This window comes from Desulfuribacillus stibiiarsenatis, from assembly GCF_001742305.1.
In the GTDB taxonomy this organism is placed as follows: domain Bacteria; phylum Bacillota; class Bacilli; order Desulfuribacillales; family Desulfuribacillaceae; genus Desulfuribacillus_A; species Desulfuribacillus_A stibiiarsenatis.
Genome location: NZ_MJAT01000022.1, coordinates 290,650 through 307,842 on the forward strand (window position 1 = coordinate 290,650; position 17,193 = coordinate 307,842).

General features: G+C 33.8%; 17 protein-coding genes. All 17 read left to right on the forward strand.

The window, feature by feature from the left end; all coding sequences use genetic code 11:
• Window positions 1-9 precede the first annotated feature (9 nt).
• Genes BHU72_RS09130 through BHU72_RS09210 form a run of 17 tightly spaced genes read left to right on the forward strand, consistent with a single transcriptional unit; the run spans window position 10 to window position 17,192 of the window.
• On the forward strand, window positions 10-798 hold the full coding sequence (locus BHU72_RS09130) for a cytidylyltransferase domain-containing protein (protein ID WP_069702316.1): 789 nt from the start codon (window positions 10-12) through the stop codon (window positions 796-798).
• Window positions 788-1,789: a Gfo/Idh/MocA family protein gene (locus BHU72_RS09135; RefSeq protein WP_069702317.1), complete on the forward strand. Its 1,002-nt coding sequence runs from the start codon at window positions 788-790 to the stop codon at window positions 1,787-1,789. Before BHU72_RS09130 ends, BHU72_RS09135 begins: the two co-directional genes overlap by 11 nt.
• Window positions 1,764-2,897, forward strand: coding sequence for a glycosyltransferase family protein (locus tag BHU72_RS09140; protein ID WP_069702318.1), 1,134 nt, complete (start codon window positions 1,764-1,766; stop codon window positions 2,895-2,897). Before BHU72_RS09135 ends, BHU72_RS09140 begins: the two co-directional genes overlap by 26 nt.
• Window positions 2,894-4,201 (forward strand): DegT/DnrJ/EryC1/StrS family aminotransferase, encoded by a 1,308-nt coding sequence (locus BHU72_RS09145; RefSeq protein ID WP_069702319.1) that lies wholly within the window; start codon window positions 2,894-2,896, stop codon window positions 4,199-4,201. The genes BHU72_RS09140 and BHU72_RS09145 overlap by 4 nt, the downstream gene beginning before the upstream one ends.
• Window positions 4,194-4,742 (forward strand): GNAT family N-acetyltransferase, encoded by a 549-nt coding sequence (locus BHU72_RS09150; RefSeq protein WP_069702320.1) that lies wholly within the window; start codon window positions 4,194-4,196, stop codon window positions 4,740-4,742. The genes BHU72_RS09145 and BHU72_RS09150 overlap by 8 nt, the downstream gene beginning before the upstream one ends.
• A 5-nt stretch (window positions 4,743-4,747) precedes the next feature.
• The gene (locus BHU72_RS09155) at window positions 4,748-5,950 is read left to right on the forward strand and encodes an N-acetyl sugar amidotransferase (protein WP_083248360.1); all 1,203 of its coding nucleotides are present in this window, start codon (window positions 4,748-4,750) and stop codon (window positions 5,948-5,950) included.
• A gap of 34 nt (window positions 5,951-5,984) precedes the next feature.
• Window positions 5,985-7,340, forward strand: coding sequence for an amidase (locus BHU72_RS09160; RefSeq protein ID WP_069702321.1), 1,356 nt, complete (start codon window positions 5,985-5,987; stop codon window positions 7,338-7,340).
• 32 nt (window positions 7,341-7,372) lie between these two features.
• Window positions 7,373-9,217, forward strand: coding sequence for a CDP-glycerol glycerophosphotransferase family protein (locus tag BHU72_RS09165; RefSeq protein WP_069702322.1), 1,845 nt, complete (start codon window positions 7,373-7,375; stop codon window positions 9,215-9,217).
• Between the two features lie 15 nt (window positions 9,218-9,232).
• A complete protein-coding gene (locus BHU72_RS09170) occupies window positions 9,233-9,982 on the forward strand; it encodes an acylneuraminate cytidylyltransferase family protein (RefSeq protein WP_069702323.1) in 750 nt (249 codons plus the stop codon).
• Window positions 9,983-9,996: 14 nt separating this feature from the next.
• Window positions 9,997-10,977 carry a radical SAM/SPASM domain-containing protein gene (locus BHU72_RS09175; protein WP_069702324.1) on the forward strand — a complete coding sequence of 327 codons (981 nt, stop codon included), beginning with the start codon at window positions 9,997-9,999 and terminating at the stop codon, window positions 10,975-10,977.
• A complete protein-coding gene (locus tag BHU72_RS09180) occupies window positions 10,974-11,891 on the forward strand; it encodes a phosphoglycerate dehydrogenase (protein WP_069702325.1) in 918 nt (305 codons plus the stop codon). The genes BHU72_RS09175 and BHU72_RS09180 overlap by 4 nt, the downstream gene beginning before the upstream one ends.
• A complete protein-coding gene (locus BHU72_RS09185) occupies window positions 11,888-12,580 on the forward strand; it encodes a cyclase family protein (RefSeq protein WP_069702326.1) in 693 nt (230 codons plus the stop codon). Before BHU72_RS09180 ends, BHU72_RS09185 begins: the two co-directional genes overlap by 4 nt.
• Window positions 12,555-13,394 (forward strand): class I SAM-dependent methyltransferase, encoded by an 840-nt coding sequence (locus BHU72_RS09190; RefSeq protein WP_069702327.1) that lies wholly within the window; start codon window positions 12,555-12,557, stop codon window positions 13,392-13,394. The genes BHU72_RS09185 and BHU72_RS09190 overlap by 26 nt, the downstream gene beginning before the upstream one ends.
• Before the next feature lie 18 nt (window positions 13,395-13,412).
• Window positions 13,413-14,147, forward strand: a complete 735-nt coding sequence (locus tag BHU72_RS09195; RefSeq protein WP_069702328.1) for an SDR family NAD(P)-dependent oxidoreductase — start codon at window positions 13,413-13,415, stop codon at window positions 14,145-14,147.
• Between the two features lie 22 nt (window positions 14,148-14,169).
• Complete coding sequence (locus tag BHU72_RS09200) at window positions 14,170-15,663, forward strand: B12-binding domain-containing radical SAM protein (protein ID WP_069702329.1); 1,494 nt, start codon at window positions 14,170-14,172, stop codon at window positions 15,661-15,663.
• The gene (locus BHU72_RS09205; RefSeq protein WP_069702330.1) at window positions 15,664-16,308 is read left to right on the forward strand and encodes an HAD family hydrolase; all 645 of its coding nucleotides are present in this window, start codon (window positions 15,664-15,666) and stop codon (window positions 16,306-16,308) included.
• A complete protein-coding gene (locus BHU72_RS09210) occupies window positions 16,305-17,192 on the forward strand; it encodes an NAD-dependent epimerase/dehydratase family protein (RefSeq protein WP_254006241.1) in 888 nt (295 codons plus the stop codon). The genes BHU72_RS09205 and BHU72_RS09210 overlap by 4 nt, the downstream gene beginning before the upstream one ends.
• Window position 17,193 lies beyond the last annotated feature (1 nt).

Sequence of the window (17,193 nt, forward strand, 5' to 3'; positions counted from 1 at the left end):
AGGGATAGGATGTTTGGGAACTCTGAGAAAAAGATATGCGCTACTATTGAAGCGAGAATGACTTCTACAAGATTGCCAGGAAAAGTAATGTTAGATATTGCTGGGAAACCAGTTATTCAACATATCATAGAGCGATTAAGGAGAAGTAAATATTTGGACGAAATTGTAGTAGCGACTACTACGAACTATGAGGACGATGTTCTTGTTAAACTATGTGAAGAAATTGGATGTAAATATTATCGAGGCAGTGAAAATGATGTATTACTACGAGTATTACAAGCAGCACAATCAGTCAGTGGGGACATAATTGTAGAGATAACTGGAGATTGTCCATTTGCTGACTGGAGACATGTAGACACTTTAATAGCTAAATTTTTCTCTGGTGATTACGATTATGTTTCAAACACAATTGAGCGAACCTTTCCAGATGGATTTGATGTTCAGGTATTTCCAACATCAGTGCTTAATGAAGTCAATACTCTGACGAGTTGTCCAGTAGACCATGAACATGTCTCTTTATTCATTTATTCCAATGCTGATCGTTACAAATTACTTAATTGGTATGCACCATCCAATCTTAATTATCCCGATATAGAAGTTACTTTAGATACTAAGGAAGACTATAAGTTAATTTCAACAATCTATGAGGCGCTTTATTATAAAGATCAAGATTTTTCGGCTGATGAAGTTGTTGAGTATCTTTTACAAAACCCGCAACTATTAAAGATAACTGAAACGATAACTAGAAAAAATCCTTATCAAGAAAAAGCAATGAGAGGGACTGAATATGATAGATGATCTACCAAGGTATAATACGCTCATAGTAGGTGCTGGAAACATTGGAGCTTTTTATCATACTCCGTCTTCTACGGATGTCGTTACTCATGCCCAAGCCTATTGTAAACACCCAGATAAATTTCAATTGGTTGGCTTTGTTGACACAGATGTAATGAAAGCTAAAAAGGCAGCTGCTAAATGGGACACAAATGCGTTTGATTCCCTTCAAAATGCATTTGATAAGTACCCTATAGATATCGTTTCCGTTGCGGTTCCAGATGAGTATCATCATATCGTAATGAGCGAACTATTAAAATACGATGTGAAGCTTATTTTCTTAGAGAAACCAATTGCAGATTCGAAGCAAAATGCCCGTATGATTATGCACCAATATCTACCTGTTGAAACACCCGTTCTAGTCAATTACAGTCGAAGGTTTACTAAAGAGTTTCAAGTTCTGAAAAATAGGATTCAGTCAGGTGAGTTTGGGGATTTTTTAAATGGAACCGGGTACTATGGGAAGGGGTTGATCCATAACGGATCACACCTGATAGACCTATTATTTTATTTATTCAACAATGTTACGGTTGACAATCAATACATCGGTTCAATTTATGACTATTATGAAAACGATCCCAGTATCAGCGCTACACTAAAGATTAACAACAAACCATTTCTATTACAAGCTATTAACTGTCAGTTGTATGAAATTTTTGAAATAGATTTGTTTTATGAAAAAAAGCGTATAACCATTACTGATTTAGGTTTTGTTTTAAAGGAGTACGATGTGTTACCTTCACCGTATTTCAAAGGATATGTGAATTTAGTAGAAAGCATTACAAGGAAAACAACGCTTGGACAAGCTTTAGATAATGCAGTTATTAACATATATGAGCATTTAACTATGCACAAAGGTATTATCTGCTCTCTAGAAGATGCCTACAGGTCTTTTGAACTGTGCCATAAAATTATGGAAGGATATAAGGATGAAAAAAATACTGCTATATTCTAGAGATCCTGGTGCTGCTAACGTTATTATTCCAATATATTCAGAATTACTAAAGAGCTCGTATGTTGTTAAGCTTTTGGGGAAGGATGCAGCAATCTCTAAATACAAGCTATTTAATATATATAACTATACGAATGTTAGTAACAGTACAGAGGACACTAGTGTTGATTATTGGATTAATTATTTGAAAGATCACAAATTTGATTTTGTGATTACTGGAACTGGTTCTGAAGAGTATTCAGATAAATATTTGTGGAAAGCATGTGAGCATGTAGGAATACCTAGTCTTGCCATATTGGATCAATGGATGAATTATGGAGTAAGGTTTTCAAAATATCATGCTACTCAACTGCACTTGTATGAAAATGATAACGAACACATATTTCAACCCTCATATATTTTTGTTATGGATAGTGAAACAAAAGAAGAAATGGTGAGGATAGGTTTTGATGAAAAAAAGATAATAGTAACGGGGCAGCCTTATCTTGATTTTCTTAATCGCTTTAAAAGTACTATTGATTATAACAATATATTACATTATAAAGAAAAGATAAATTGTCTCAATGAAGATTTAGTAATTGTATTCGCATCCGAGAATATTACAAAAACTGAAGTTGACTTCAATAATGGTTATATAGGTTATACAGACAAATCAATTATTGAAGAATTAATACTGGCAATACAAAAAAATAATCGTAAATACAACAAAAAAATAAAAATCATTATAAGACGTCATCCTAACGAACACATAGATGTGTACTCAGATATAATATCTAACTTTGGGGACGAGCATGTTAATATTGAAATTGACAATGAATCAAATTTGTTTGAACTTATACTCGCAGGGGACTGTATTGTTGGCATGTCTTCCATGTTATTAATTGAAGCATCTTTATTAGGAAAGTATATAATGAGCATTCAAATTGGTATATCTAAAGAAAACCCATTTGTACTACATCAAAAAGGCTTATTACAATCAATTACAAGCCGTAAAGAACTTGAAGAACAAATTGATCTGGTTCTAAATAATCAATATTTTAAAGGGGCAAACGTAACTGGTCATATTGATGCGATTGAACGAGTAATTAATAAATTGGAGGAATTGCTATGAGTATATTGGCAATCAATGGTGGAAAGAAAGTCAGAACAACATTATTCCCAGCTTATAAAATCATTGATAAAGAGGAAAAGGAGATAGTGTCCGAAGTTTTGGAATCAGGGATATTATCTAAATTTCTCGGTTGTTGGGATGAGGATTTTTATGGTGGTCCACAAATAAGGGCGTTAGAAGAAGAGTGGGCGTCCTATTTTGATGTTAAACATGCGATTGCAGTTAATTCCGCTACATCTGCATTGTATTGTGCCATGGGGGCAGCCGGTGTTGGTCCTGGTGATGAGGTGATTGTTTCCCCTTATACTATGTCTGCATCGGCAACTGCTCCACTTGTATATAATGCGATTCCGATTTTTGCTGATATTGAAGAGGATTATTATTGTATTTCAGCAGAATCAATTAAAAATAGAATTACAGATAGAACAAAAGCAATTATTGTTGTTGATATATTTGGGTTACCATATGATGCAGAACGAATTAACGCTATTGCAAAGGAACACAACCTCATTGTTATAGAAGATACAGCGCAGGCTCCGTTTGCTAAATACCAAGGTAAGTTTGCTGGTACACTCGGCGACATTGGAATCTATTCATTAAATTATCATAAACATATTCACTGTGGCGAAGGGGGCATTATAGTAACTGATAATGATGATCTTGCAGAACGGATGAGATTGATACGAAATCATGCAGAAGCTGTAGTTGAAGGTATGGGATTTCATACGTTAGTGAATATGGTAGGCTTTAATTACCGAATGACAGAAATAGAGGCTGCTATTACAAGGATGCAATTGAAGAAGTTAGCACCGTTAGTTGAAGAGAGACAACGTCTAGTTAAATATCTAAATAGTAAATTACAAGGGATTCCTTGTTTAGAATTGCCAAACGAGAGAATAGAAAGTGAACATGTGTATTATGTTCACCCGATTAAATATAAACAGGAAGTTGCTGGTATTTCGAGAAGTACGTTTATTAATGCGGTTAAAGCTGAACTAATGCCAACAGAATTAAGAGAAAGCGAAGGGGTTCTTATTTCTGAAGGATACGTTAAACCGCTATATCTCCAACCCCTGTATCAAAAATTAACAGCTTACGGTGACAAAGGCTGTCCATTTAACTGTAATTATTATAATAAGCCAATCGTATATAAAGAGGGTTTGTGTCCTGTAGCTGAAAAAATGCATTATCATGAGCTGTTTACCCATGAATTAATTCGTCCACCAATGACTTATAAAGACTTGGATGATGTCGCCAATGCATTCATAAAAGTGTGGGAGAACAGGCGGGAATTACATGAATAGTAGAATTTTTATTAAAGGACAAGACGTATATTTAAGGCACTTGCAACTCACAGATATCGAAGGAAACTATTTGCATTGGTTTGATAATGAAATTGTTTGTAAATATAATGAACATCATAGATATCCATATTATAGTGAACAGCTTGAATCTTATATCAAAAATTTAGCAGGAAATCACAATAATCTTGTGTTTGCAATTATTACTAATGAAGAAAATGAGCATGTAGGAAATATTTCTATTCAAAACATTTGCTATATTAACAGAAGTGCTGAAATCGCAATTATAGTTGGTGAACGAAAATATTGGGGGAAAGGCCATTCTAGCGAAGCCATGCAGTTAATAATAAGCCATGCATTTTACACGTTAAATTTACATCGCTTATATTGTGGCACGCATTCCCAAAATGTTGGAATGATTAAGTTAGCACATAAGCTAGGTTTTCAACAGGAAGGGATACGAAGAAAAGCTATTTATAAAAATGGGGATTATTCTGATATAATAGAATTTGGATTATTAAAGGACGAATATAATGGACTATAACTAAGATGATTGGAGAGATAAACGTGGTTCAAAAAAGAAAACCACTATTTTCAAACATAAAGTATTGCACTCGTTGCTGTATGCCAGAAACAGAAGAAGATATCGTATATGATGAAGTAGGAATCTGTCAAAGTTGTCAGTCTTCCGAACAAAAAATGCATATTAATTGGGTAGAACGGGAAAGAAAGTTACAAAAAATCCTTAATGAAGCAAAGGAAAAAGCGGGTAATAATTACGACTGCATCATACCGATTAGTGGTGGGAAAGATAGTACGTTTCAACTACATGTATTAACTAAAATATACGGTATGAAACCATTAGCCGTAACATTTAATCATAATTGGTATAGCGAAACTGGTTGGTACAATTTACAAAATTCTTTAGAGAAATTCAATTTGGATCATATAATGTATACACCTAACAGGTCTTTGGTAAACAAATTAGCAAAGCAATCACTTGAAAAGATTGGTGATACATGTTGGCACTGCCATGCGGGAGTAGGTTCATTTCCTTTGCATATAGCAGCTAAGTTTAACATCCCACTATTGATATGGGGAGAATCCATAGCAGAAGCAAGTGGACGTGCTTCATATTATAATCCTGTTCATAAATTCGACAGGGAGTATTTCACTAAGGTGTCAGCCAAAATAAAACCAGATAAAATGGAATCTGAAGAATTATCTGCTAAAGATCTACATCTTTTTGAAGTTCCCACAGAAGAAGAATGCGAAAAGGCAGGAGTATTTGGCATTCATTTAGGTGATTTTATTTTCTGGGATGATGAAAGGCAAACGGAATTCGTTAAGGAACATTACGGCTGGCGTGAAACGCAGATGGAAGGGACATACAAGCGATACAAAAGTGCGGAATGTATTATGGCAGGAATGCACGATTTTACCTGCTATCTGAAGCGTGGGTTTGGCCGAGCAACATTTCAAGCTTGTGTTGACGTTCGGAATGGCTTGCTAACTAGGGAAGAAGGGTTCGAACTTATTGAGAAACATGACCCGGAAAGACCGGAAGCGCTAGACTATTTTCTTAAGATTACAGGCATGTCAGAAGATGACTTTCATGAAATAATGAGCATCCATCGTTTGCAAAAACTGCGAGATATAGATATGCCAATTAAAGAGAAACTCCATAAAAACCAAGAGAAAATTATGCCTTATCCAGAACAAATTATTGAGAAACTAAACCCTACTAAATAATTACCGATATAGTATTAAATTTGGGGGAAACGAAATGAAGAGTTTTGCTGACCATAGTATATTAGAGTTACTTGCCTTATTAAAGAATAAAGAACTTACGGTTCTAGACATAGTAGATATATGTATAAACAGAAATAATGTGTCGAATTACGCTAACAAAGCGTGGGCCTATTATGACCAAGACATAATAATGAAACAAGCATATTATGTGCAGGACAAATATAACTTAATAGAAAAAAAACACAGTTTGTTTGGCATTCCAATTGGAGTAAAAGATATATTCAATACTATAGATTATCCAACGCAAATGGGAAGTCCTTTATGGAAAGGATTTACTCCTGGTAATGATGCGCGTATAGTATATAATATCAAAAATGCTGGTGGAATTATAGCTGGAAAAACTGATACTGCGGAGTTTGCAGTACATGCACTTAATAGCACGGTGAATCCTCATAATGAAGATAAAACTCCAGGAACTTCATCAAGTGGTTCGGCTGCACTTGTTGCATTAGGAGTTGTTCCTGTTGCTCTGGGTTCGCAAACAGCTGCATCCATTGTTCGGCCCGCCAGTTTTTGTGGTGTTTATGGATGTAAACCTTCTTTTGGTACCATACCAAGAACAGGTGTATTAAAGACCGCAGATACACTAGATAGTATAGGGTACTTTACAATTCATTTACAAGATATTCGACATATTTTTGACGTATTAAGAGTGCGTGGTGAGAACTATCCGATTTGTCAGGAAGCTTTCACAGATGAAAATAGACAACTGCCTCCTATAAAAAGACCTTGGAAAATAGGTTTTGTTAAAGGTTATGTATGGGATTACGCGGAGGAGTATGCTAAGAATTCTATAAATGAGTGGGTGCAAAAACTTGAAGCCAGTGCTTCTGAGTTCTATGTTGAAGAAGTGGAATTGCCTAAAAGCACTTTTATAGCTCATCAAACTCATTCTGACATTTATCATAGAAGCTTATCTTACTATTTCAAAGAAGAATATAAAGAAAGCCAAATTTCTGATATTATGAGAAACATCATGGGCGAAGGAACTAAAATTACAACTGAGAAATATTTGGCTGCACTAGAACAACAAGTTTTAATACAAAATGACATGGATGAATTACTGTGTGAATATGACGTTATTATCTCATTAAGTACTGCTGGGTCTGCTCCTGCGAGAGAAGAAGTAGAAAAACCAGACAATGGGTTGATTTGGACATTGGCGCATCTACCAGTCATTAGTGCCCCGGTATTCTTATCTCCGAACAAGATGCCATTTGGTGTACAATTAGCATCAAGGAAATATAGTGATTATAAACTTATGGAATTTTTAAAACGGTTAAACGAATTAGATTTAGTCCCAGACAAATCAAATCCAGTACTAGAATAGTAATCCGTCAAAATAACGCATGAGGTAGAGTAATGAATCTATTTTTAATTGAAAATGATACTACTATATCAGTCATATCAAAATCTGACAATTTTAATTCTAATGAGGATATAATTGTCTGTTTTAATTATTTAGTATATTTAAGATGCCAACAAGATCCTTTAATAATAAATTATCATTTTATAGAAGACTTATTTACTAACGATGATTATGAAGCGCTTCATTCTATAACAGATACATTTGCTATGAATTGGTATAAGGAGAATGGTATCGATTTTACTGAATATGATGGAATTTCCTATGGGGAGATTGTAGAAATTACTTTTTCAAGATCATATTTAGCTAGCATATTGGTGAAATATGGGGAAGCAATACGCAAAGCTATGGAATGGTACCCAACTATAAGTGTAATAAATTCCGATTTTTCTAAGCAGGCGAATTATTTTTACTTTGTTAATGGGAATGAAAGATTTTTCGATAAAAATAGTCTAGTTGAGAAAATGGCATTACATTTTAACAAGAAATTTAATTTTATTAATCCTATATCTATGATTCCATCAGCCAATATTGCTGATCTTCATGTGGATACATCAAAAAAAACTCTGTCAAAGATATATGCTGTGATTTGCATGTTTTTAAATATTTTAGCTAATATAATAAATGGTTTTAATAAATCGAAGAAGAGGATTTATCTTACAGCATACTTTAATTCCAACAATCTTTTGAATTATAAGACAAGCAATTTAGTAATTCCAAGGATACCGAAAAGCGTTTTGAAAGATTATAAGAAGTTTTTTACAGGAATAAAATATGTAGATATTAACCATGTAAATCAGAAAATTACTACGAGTGATATGGATTTTATTAATGGTCTTATTCAAAAGGTTGATGGAATAGATTCTAACTTTTCGTACAATGGTATAGATTACAATTTCATATATAATCCAATTATAAAAAACCTTATAAGAGAAAGGATACCAGGTTTTATACTATTTAAGAAACAACTAAAAGAAGTTATTATGGCTAATAACATAGCGAAATTTATGGTCATAGATACATTCGATGAAAAAAATCACATTACAATCCAAGTATGTAAAAATCTAAACGTATCTACAATATTTGTTGAGCATGGAATAGCAAATTATCGAAATGCGCAAAAGATTGGTGATAAGAGAACGCCAAATTATTATATTTTACCGGGTTCGTTTAATCCGTATCCATATTTGGGGACTGAAACTAGAATATTAGGCACCCCAATTATGGACTTTTATCACCAAGTTGGCAGAAGAAAAATTAATAAAATTAGTAAAGTTATGTTCTTAACATTTCAAGATAATTTTTATACGAGATTAGATAGATTTGCTTATCAAGAAAAATACTATAAAGAAATTTTTTCTACTTTTGACACTCTTTTAGATAATGGAATAGACGTCTATTATAAACCTCATTTTGAGAACAAAGAGTACCATAAGTATTTATTTAATTTTTTTGATGTAGATATAGAAAAAATTAATTATGTAGATAAAGGGATATTTAGTGGTTATATATCTGAGATTGACCTTTTAATTACTAATGTATCTACATGCTATTATGAGTCACTAGCTGCTGGAGTGCCAGTAATTTTTATGGAACCTGAAGGTTCACCTTGCGACGCACTACTTCCACCGTTAAATGGTGTGAATGGTATTGATGTGTTGCGAGTAAGTACAGGAGAAGAATTGATTAAAGTAATTAATGAAAATATGAACAATCCAGAAGCTTTAAATCGTTTTGTTGATAAGTTTTTGGCTGAACAGGCACCTAAATATATGGGTGCTATGGACGGCCAAGCAAGTAATAGGATTATAGATTTTCTAAATGAGAATCTAGATAATTAATAAAGGTGGGATACTATGATAGTTGCAATCATGATGGGGAGAGAGGGAAGTAGTGGTTTTCCCGGGAAGAATCTGTATACAATTTTAAATCGTTCATTACTCGAATACCCTTTACTAGCTGCAAAACATTCTAAGCATATTGACGAAATCGTGATAACTACCGACTCTCTAAAGATTAAAGAAATAGGACAAGCTTATGGAGCTTCTATCATAGACCGTCCTGATTACCTATGTACGAATTCAGCACTAGGTGAAGATGTATTCGTTCATGCATATGAGGAAATTAAGAATAAGGGCGAAAATATTGAATTTATAGTTTTACTTTTATGCAATGCAGCAACAATTACAGCTGATTTAATAGATGAAGGAATTGAGATTCTTAAAAAACGTCCTGAAGTCGATTCTGCTGTCAGTGTATCAAGATATAATATGTGGAGTCCGCTTCGTGCCCGTAAAGAAAACGAAGAGGGGTTACTTCAACCTTTTGTTCCATTTGAAACTTTCGGTGATCCTAGAACGTTAAATTGTGATCGGGATTCTCAAGGTGATGTCTGGTTTGCAGACATGGGCGTATCAATTATCCGTCCACATTGTTTAGTGAATATAGAAGATGGGTTATTACCTCAAAAATGGATGGGGCATAAAATATACCCATTAAAGCAATGGGGTGGTTGTGATGTGGATTACGAATGGCAAATTCCTGGCGTTGAGTTTTGGTTAAAAAAACATGGATTTACAGAAACAAAAACACCGTATGACAAGTAAGGAGTAGTTAAATCATGTCTACTAATATTAAACCCAATGCTAATTTTCATTCATTATCGAATACATCAGTCCATGATAATATGTCTCCCAAATACCTTGAATACAGAAGAAAATGGATTGATAATCCAAAACAAATGATTCTAGAAAAATTTCCGTTGCACCTAGATATAGAATCCACCAATTTGTGTAACTTGCGGTGTACTTTTTGTGACAAGCAGTCTAATATTGAAAAGGACGGCTTTGGACGAATGGACTTTGGGCTTTATAAGAACATTATTGACGAAGCAAAACAGTTTGGCTTATATAGTATCAAGTTAAGCTATCGGGGAGAGCCATTATTACATCCTAAGATATTTGATATGATTACCTATGCCAAAGAAAGTGGTGTTATAGATATTTATTTCAACACAAACGGTATGCCTTTATCCGATTATACGATAGATAGGCTCATTGACTCTGGGATTAATCGAATTTCTGTATCGGTTGAAGGAACAGATCCTATCGCATTTGAAGAAGCGAGAGTAGGGGCTAGTTTTGACAAGATTAAAGAAAACTTAGTAAAATTACTAGCAAAAAGAAAAGAAAGAAACTCAGAATACCCCAAAATACGCATTCAGACTGTGCTACTTCCTGGAATTGATATGGAAGAATATAAAACGTACTGGGAATCATTTGGTGATGAAGTAGCTGCCATTGACTATAAAGATGAGAATCAAGTTAAGCCAGGTAAAGTGGCTAAGGACTGGGCTTGTCCTCAATTATGGCAACGAATGACAATCGGTTGGGATGGGACTATCTTCATGTGTAACAATGATGACCATAATCGGATTAAATTAGGTAATGTTGCGAATCAAACAATTTATGGTAATTGGAACGGAACAACTATGAATGAAATTAGGGATAAGCACAAGAACGGACTATCGCATTGTGTTCACGCATGTAATGAATGCCCATGGAGAACGGCACAATTAACTAAGTTAGGTGGTACTATATGAAGAATAAAATAGTAATTACTACCTCCAGCTTTGCAGAATACGATAAACAGCCGTTAAACATCTTAAAAGAGACTTATGATCAAGTTGAACTAAATCCTTATGGAAGAAAACTTACAAAGGATGAACTAATAGATTTTGCGCAAGATGCAACAGGTATTATAGCGGGAACTGAAAATTACTCTGGCGATGTTTTAGAAAAACTTCCAAAACTGAAAGTCCTATCACGTTGTGGAACGGGAATGGATAATGTTGATATTAGTGCAGCTAATGAAAAAGGCATTATTGTATGTAATACACCTGATGCACCAACTCTACCAGTGGCAGAATTAACTATTGGACTAATGTTGGATTTATTAAGAAATATTTCAATATCAAATTCTAATGTTAAAAATAGTAATTGGCTGAAACACATGGGTCGGCTACTACAAGGTAAACGTGTAGGTATCATCGGATATGGACGTATAGGGAAAAAAGTCGCTGAACTATTATTGGCTTTTGAAGCGGAAGTTGCTTATTATGATTTATTTACTCATAATAAGGCCCCAATTAGTTATATGTCGTTAGATGAATTATTAGAGTGGGCAGATATTATTACTCTTCATTGCAATGCATCTAAAACGGGTGAATATTTATTAGGCGAAAAAGAGTTAAAAAAAATGAAAAGGGATGCCATGATTATTAACACAGCACGTGGGGAATTAATTGATGAGGAAGCCTTGTATGCTACTCTTATAAATAATCAATACTTTAGTGCTGCTTTAGATGTTTTTGCGGAGGAACCCTATAATGGAAAACTAATAGAATTACCTAATATTATTGTCACCCCGCATATTGGTTCCTACGCTAGAGAGAGCAGAGTAGCAATGGAAATAGAAGCTGTGCATAATTTATGTAAAGGTTTAATAAATCTATGATTATCTTATTATCACATCCTATATCAATGGTTAATCCGGCATATGGCAATCCAACAAAAACTTTGGATTGGAAACAAACGAAAAGCATTCCAAAAGGCGATAGTTGTAACTCATACTCGATTGTTATCGAGAACCATATAGGAACCCATGTTGATGCCCCTGCACATTTTTTTGAAGGCGGTAGAAAAATTGCTGAGTATGAACCGGCTTATTGGCATTTTAAAAACGTGCAAATTATAGATGTGGCATTAGAAGAAGGACAATTGTTGTCAAAAATTGAAATAGAACATGAAGTTAAAGCTGACATAGAGATATTATTATTAAGATCAGGTTGGTCGAAAAAAAGAGGAGAACTATCATATAGCAACTGTAATCCAGGCATATTGCCAGAGGTTGCAACATGGCTTAGAACGGATTATCCGAATGTTCGATGCTTAGGAATGGACTGGATCTCAGTATCTTCTTACATGCACCGTGACATTGGAAGACAAGCTCACTGCGCTTTCCTCAATCCTGATGAACATGGAGAACCAATATTATTACTTGAGGATATGTTCATTCCTTTAGATAATTACAAGCTAGTAGAAGTTTTGGTTGCACCATTTATGATAGACTGTATCGACAGTGCCCCTGTTACAGTCTATGGAATAAGGAGAGACTCCGATGACGATAAAAAAGAAGATAGCTAAATGGTCAATACAAACGGCTATAAAAGAACAAAACTTACAAGGGTATTATGATAAAATTAAAGAGATAGTACCTGATTTATCAAATCAATACACGAGAGAAAATGTAGATTACGACTCCTTTATAGAATTAAAAATAAGGGCTCAACATTCGTTTCAATGCAAAATGATGTTTGATGCTATTAAGCTCATTACGCGTACCACTAAACAAAATTCAGGAACTGTAGTAGATATAGGTGATTCTTCAGGAAACCACATGATTTACTTAAGAAACTTATTAAAAGATGAATATAAAATTCAAACATTAAGTGTAAACTTAGATCCTATTGCTGTTGAAAAAATAAAAAATAAAGGACTTCCAGCATTACTAGTAAGGGCTGAAGAACTTACTTTAGATAATACAGATATCATAATGTACACATCATTTGAAATGTTAGAGCATCTTCATAATCCTGCGCTATTTCTAAGAAGATTAGCAGTAAAAGGTGAAGGAGAATATATTTTAATAACTGTTCCGTATGTAAAACATAGTAGAATAGGGCTCCATTCATTAAGAAACAAAAATCGAGATAACAGTACATATGCTGAAACAGAGCATATATTCGAACTTAGTCCAAATGATTGGAACTTATTGTTCTTGCACTCAGGATGGGAAGTTGTTTTTAAAGAAATATATTTGCAGTATCCCAAAAAGCTTTTAATTAAAAATATAATGTCGAACATCTGGAAACAGAAGGATTTTGAAGGTTTTTATGGGGTACTATTAAAGAAAAATCTCAGTGAATCAAATAAATACATGGATTGGGAAGAATTGTAAGAGGTTGGGGATGTATAAATGAGGAATAAAATACTTATCGTTGGAGCAAGTAGCGATATTGCAAAGCCATTGATTGAGCACCTGTTAAATTATGACGATATGCACATAGGGCTTCATTATAGTTCCAATTATAATAGTATTGCTAACTATGAAGAGAATGATAAGTGTTCTATTTTTCAGAAGACTTTAAACACTGAAAAATCGTGCCAACAATTAGTCGATGAGTTTGTCAATGCTGCAGGTGGAATTGACTGCATGATACAATTGTGTGGCAATGTAACGAATCCGGTTCATTGGGAGTCACTTACGGAAGAAGATGTATTTCAGGATTTGCAAATAAACTTAGTTGTTCCTTTTTTTCTAGCTAAGAGATCAATTCAATATATGAAACTTAATGGTGGTAGTATAGTACTAATGAGTAATGCAGGTGCGAAATTTGGTGGTGGAAGTAATTCGTTGTTTTATGGCATTTCAAAGGCTGGTATTGACCGATTGACTAAAGGACTTGCCAAAGACTGTGCAAAATATAACATTTTAGTTAATGCTGTAGCACCAGGTTTTATTGATACAAAGTTTCATAGGGATGTATTGAATCGCAACGATGAAGAACTAAAGAAAAGAATTGATATGATACCTCTTAAAAGAGCAGGAAAGAGTTCGGAGGTTGCTAGTACTATTATATTTCTTTTATCAGACGGTGCAAGATTTATCACTGGTGAAGTAATTACTATTAGTGGTGGCGATTGGTTATAATATCATTTTTGGAGATGATAGAATGAAAGTATTATTTGTATATCCTAACGCAACACTACAAAATCCCCCACCTGTTTCTCTAGCTATCTTTTATGCATTATTGAAAGATATAAATAATGTTGAAATAAAGATTTTTGACACAACATTATATAGCCAAGATGAGAATAACTCAGACAAGATAAAGGAAAAAAATTTACAAGTAAGGCCTTTTGATTTCTCTGATAGGGGTATAAGATTAATCAATAATAATGTATTCGATGATTTCAAAAAGATGGTAGATGATTATCAGCCTGATTTAATCGCTTTATCAGCGAATGAGGTAACCATATCACTAGGTATAGATCTATTAAAAGTAGTTAATAAAAATAACACATTTATTCTAGTTGGTGGGGTATTTGCAACGTTTGCCCCTAAGGTGTTATTAGCGTATGACTTTATAGATGCTGTTTGTGTAGGTGAAGGCGAGAAAGTATTATTGGAACTCGTAGAAAGAATAGCACAGCAAAAAGATTTAACGAATATTGAGAATTTATGGATAAAAAAAGATGGGACAATTGTGAAAAACAAGTTAAGACCATTGGTTGATTTAAACAAACTGCCTTTACCGAATTATGATATTTTTGATGAGGCAAGGTTTTACAGGCCGATGGCGGGAAAAGTCTGGAGGCTATTTCCCATAGAAACAAGTCGTGGGTGTCCATATGGTTGCACATATTGTAATTCTCCTTCACAAAAACAGCAATATATAAAGTCTGGGCACACTAATTTTTTTAGAAAGAAAAGTATAGATACTATAAATAGAGAGATTAAATACCTAATAGAAAAATACAATGCTGAATACATCTATTTTTTAAGTGATACTTTATTGTGTTTAAATGACCGAGAGTTTAATGAGTTTTGTGAAATGTACAGTCAATATAAGCTTCCTTTTTGGTGTCAAAACAGGCCGGAAATGGTTACCTTAGAAAGAATGACAAGATTGAAAGATATAGGTTGCTATAGAATGTCTATAGGATTGGAACATGGGAATGAAGAGTTTAGAAGGAAGATATTAAATAAAAAAGTAAGCAATGAAGTTATTGTAAAAGCATTTGATATATTAGATCAAGTTGGCATTCCAGTTTCAGTAAATAATATTATTGGTTTTCCAGGTGAGAATAGGGATTTAGCATTTGACACAATTCGTTTAAATAGACAAATTAAGTTCGACACATCTAATGCGTATGCCTTTACTCCTTTCCGTGGAACGCCTTTGTATGAAGAATGTGTCGAAAAAGGGTATATCGCACCTGATAAATCGTTGCATATTATTACCAAAGGTTCGTCGCTGGACATGCCTGGTTTTACAAAGAGTGAAATAGACGGACTAATTAAAACATTTGCATTATATGCACGAATGCCTGAAGAATACTTTCCGTTAATTAAATTAGCTGAGGATGATTCACCAGTAGGTGAGCAAATGTTTAAAGAGTTAAGTGATATATATTCTAAATTGTATTTTAGTGAGAGTGATTAAGTGATAAAAGCTATTATTTTCGATTTTGATGGCGTTATACTTGAGACGTCAGATATTAAAACAGAAGCTTTTCGAGAATTATTTAAAGAACATTCACAGGAACTAGTAGAGTCGGTAATCGACTATCACAAGACAAATATGGGGATTTCTAGGTTTGTAAAGTTTCAATATTTTTATGATAATATATTGCATCAAGAATTAACAAAGGAAAAGAAAGATGAGCTAAGTGAAAAGTTTTCAAAAATCGCTTTAGATAAAATATTAATGGCACCATTTGTAAAGGGTGTTAAAGAATTTTTGCAAAGCAAGAAATATAAATATTATATAGCATCTGGTACTCCTGAGGAAGAACTTCGTTTTATTGTAAAGGAAAGAGAAGTTGATTGCTATTTTCATGGAGTATATGGCTCGCCTAGAGTCAAAGAAGATATAGTTAGAGATATAATGTTAAATAATAACTACTCTAATCATGAAGTTGTTTTTATTGGAGATGCTATCAGTGATAAACTAGCTGCTGATAAGACTGGTATTCGATTCATTGCCAGATTAGATGGTAACAATCATGAACTGTTTCATGATATAGATTATAAAGTTAAAGATTTCGAAAGCTTTTCAGAGGGTTTAAAAGTCTTAGACAGTAGGTGAATGAGTTGAATGTTATTGTTTTCGGAGGATCAGGTTTTTTAGGAAGCCATGTGGCCGATGCTTTAAGTGACCGAGGTTATCAAGTTGCAATTTTTGATTTGCAAGCATCTCCTTTTTTGCGAGCAGATCAAACAATGATAATTGGGAATATCCTCGACCGAGCTCAAGTAATCGAGGCTATAAAGGGTTTTGATTATGTATATAATTTTGCTGGGCTAGCCAGTCTTGATGATGCAACGACAGAACCGATTAAAACCGTTGAACTAAATATAATGGGGAATGTTCACATTATGGAAGCTAGTGTATTCCATCAAGTGAAACGATTTGTCTATGCTAGCTCCATTTACGTATATAGCCAAAAGGGAGGGTTCTATCGATGCAGTAAACAGGCATCTGAACTATATATAGAGGAATTTAATAGAAAATATAATTTGAATTATACTGTACTTAGATATGGAACGTTGTACGGCACGCGTGCTGATGAACGTAACTCCATATATAAGTATTTGCAACAAGCACTATTAGAGAAAAAACTTGTATGTAATAATCCAGAAGAAATGCGAGAATATATTCATGTGAAAGATGCAGCTAACCTTAGCGTCGACATCTTAGACGACCAATTCAATAACCGTCATATTATCTTAACAGGGCATAATCACATGAAAGTTAAAGAAATGATGATGATTATAAAAGAGATATTAAATGATGACGTTGAACTTAATTTCTCAAATACAGACAACCTTGGTGGTGATCATTACAGTTATACTCCTTATTCTTATTCGCCAAAGATTGGGCAAAAATTGTTAGGAAATTGTTATACAGATATAGGACAAGGCCTATTAGAATGTTTAGAAGATATTGATATCAATTTGAAGAGAAGATGAT

Bases quoted from the DNA above. Each gene is read 5' to 3' on its own strand.
- BHU72_RS09130 (WP_069702316.1), top strand. From the start codon at position 10: ATGTTTGGGAACTCTGAGAAAAAGATATGCGCTACTATTGAAGCGAGA.
- BHU72_RS09135 (WP_069702317.1), top strand. From the start codon at position 788: ATGATAGATGATCTACCAAGGTATAATACGCTCATAGTAGGTGCTGGA.
- BHU72_RS09140 (WP_069702318.1), top strand. From the start codon at position 1,764: ATGAAAAAAATACTGCTATATTCTAGAGATCCTGGTGCTGCTAACGTT.
- BHU72_RS09145 (WP_069702319.1), top strand. From the start codon at position 2,894: ATGAGTATATTGGCAATCAATGGTGGAAAGAAAGTCAGAACAACATTA.
- BHU72_RS09150 (WP_069702320.1), top strand. From the start codon at position 4,194: ATGAATAGTAGAATTTTTATTAAAGGACAAGACGTATATTTAAGGCAC.
- BHU72_RS09155 (WP_083248360.1), top strand. From the start codon at position 4,748: ATGATTGGAGAGATAAACGTGGTTCAAAAAAGAAAACCACTATTTTCA.
- BHU72_RS09160 (WP_069702321.1), top strand. From the start codon at position 5,985: ATGAAGAGTTTTGCTGACCATAGTATATTAGAGTTACTTGCCTTATTA.
- BHU72_RS09165 (WP_069702322.1), top strand. From the start codon at position 7,373: ATGAATCTATTTTTAATTGAAAATGATACTACTATATCAGTCATATCA.
- BHU72_RS09170 (WP_069702323.1), top strand. From the start codon at position 9,233: ATGATAGTTGCAATCATGATGGGGAGAGAGGGAAGTAGTGGTTTTCCC.
- BHU72_RS09175 (WP_069702324.1), top strand. From the start codon at position 9,997: ATGTCTACTAATATTAAACCCAATGCTAATTTTCATTCATTATCGAAT.
- BHU72_RS09180 (WP_069702325.1), top strand. From the start codon at position 10,974: ATGAAGAATAAAATAGTAATTACTACCTCCAGCTTTGCAGAATACGAT.
- BHU72_RS09185 (WP_069702326.1), top strand. From the start codon at position 11,888: ATGATTATCTTATTATCACATCCTATATCAATGGTTAATCCGGCATAT.
- BHU72_RS09190 (WP_069702327.1), top strand. From the start codon at position 12,555: ATGACGATAAAAAAGAAGATAGCTAAATGGTCAATACAAACGGCTATA.
- BHU72_RS09195 (WP_069702328.1), top strand. From the start codon at position 13,413: ATGAGGAATAAAATACTTATCGTTGGAGCAAGTAGCGATATTGCAAAG.
- BHU72_RS09200 (WP_069702329.1), top strand. From the start codon at position 14,170: ATGAAAGTATTATTTGTATATCCTAACGCAACACTACAAAATCCCCCA.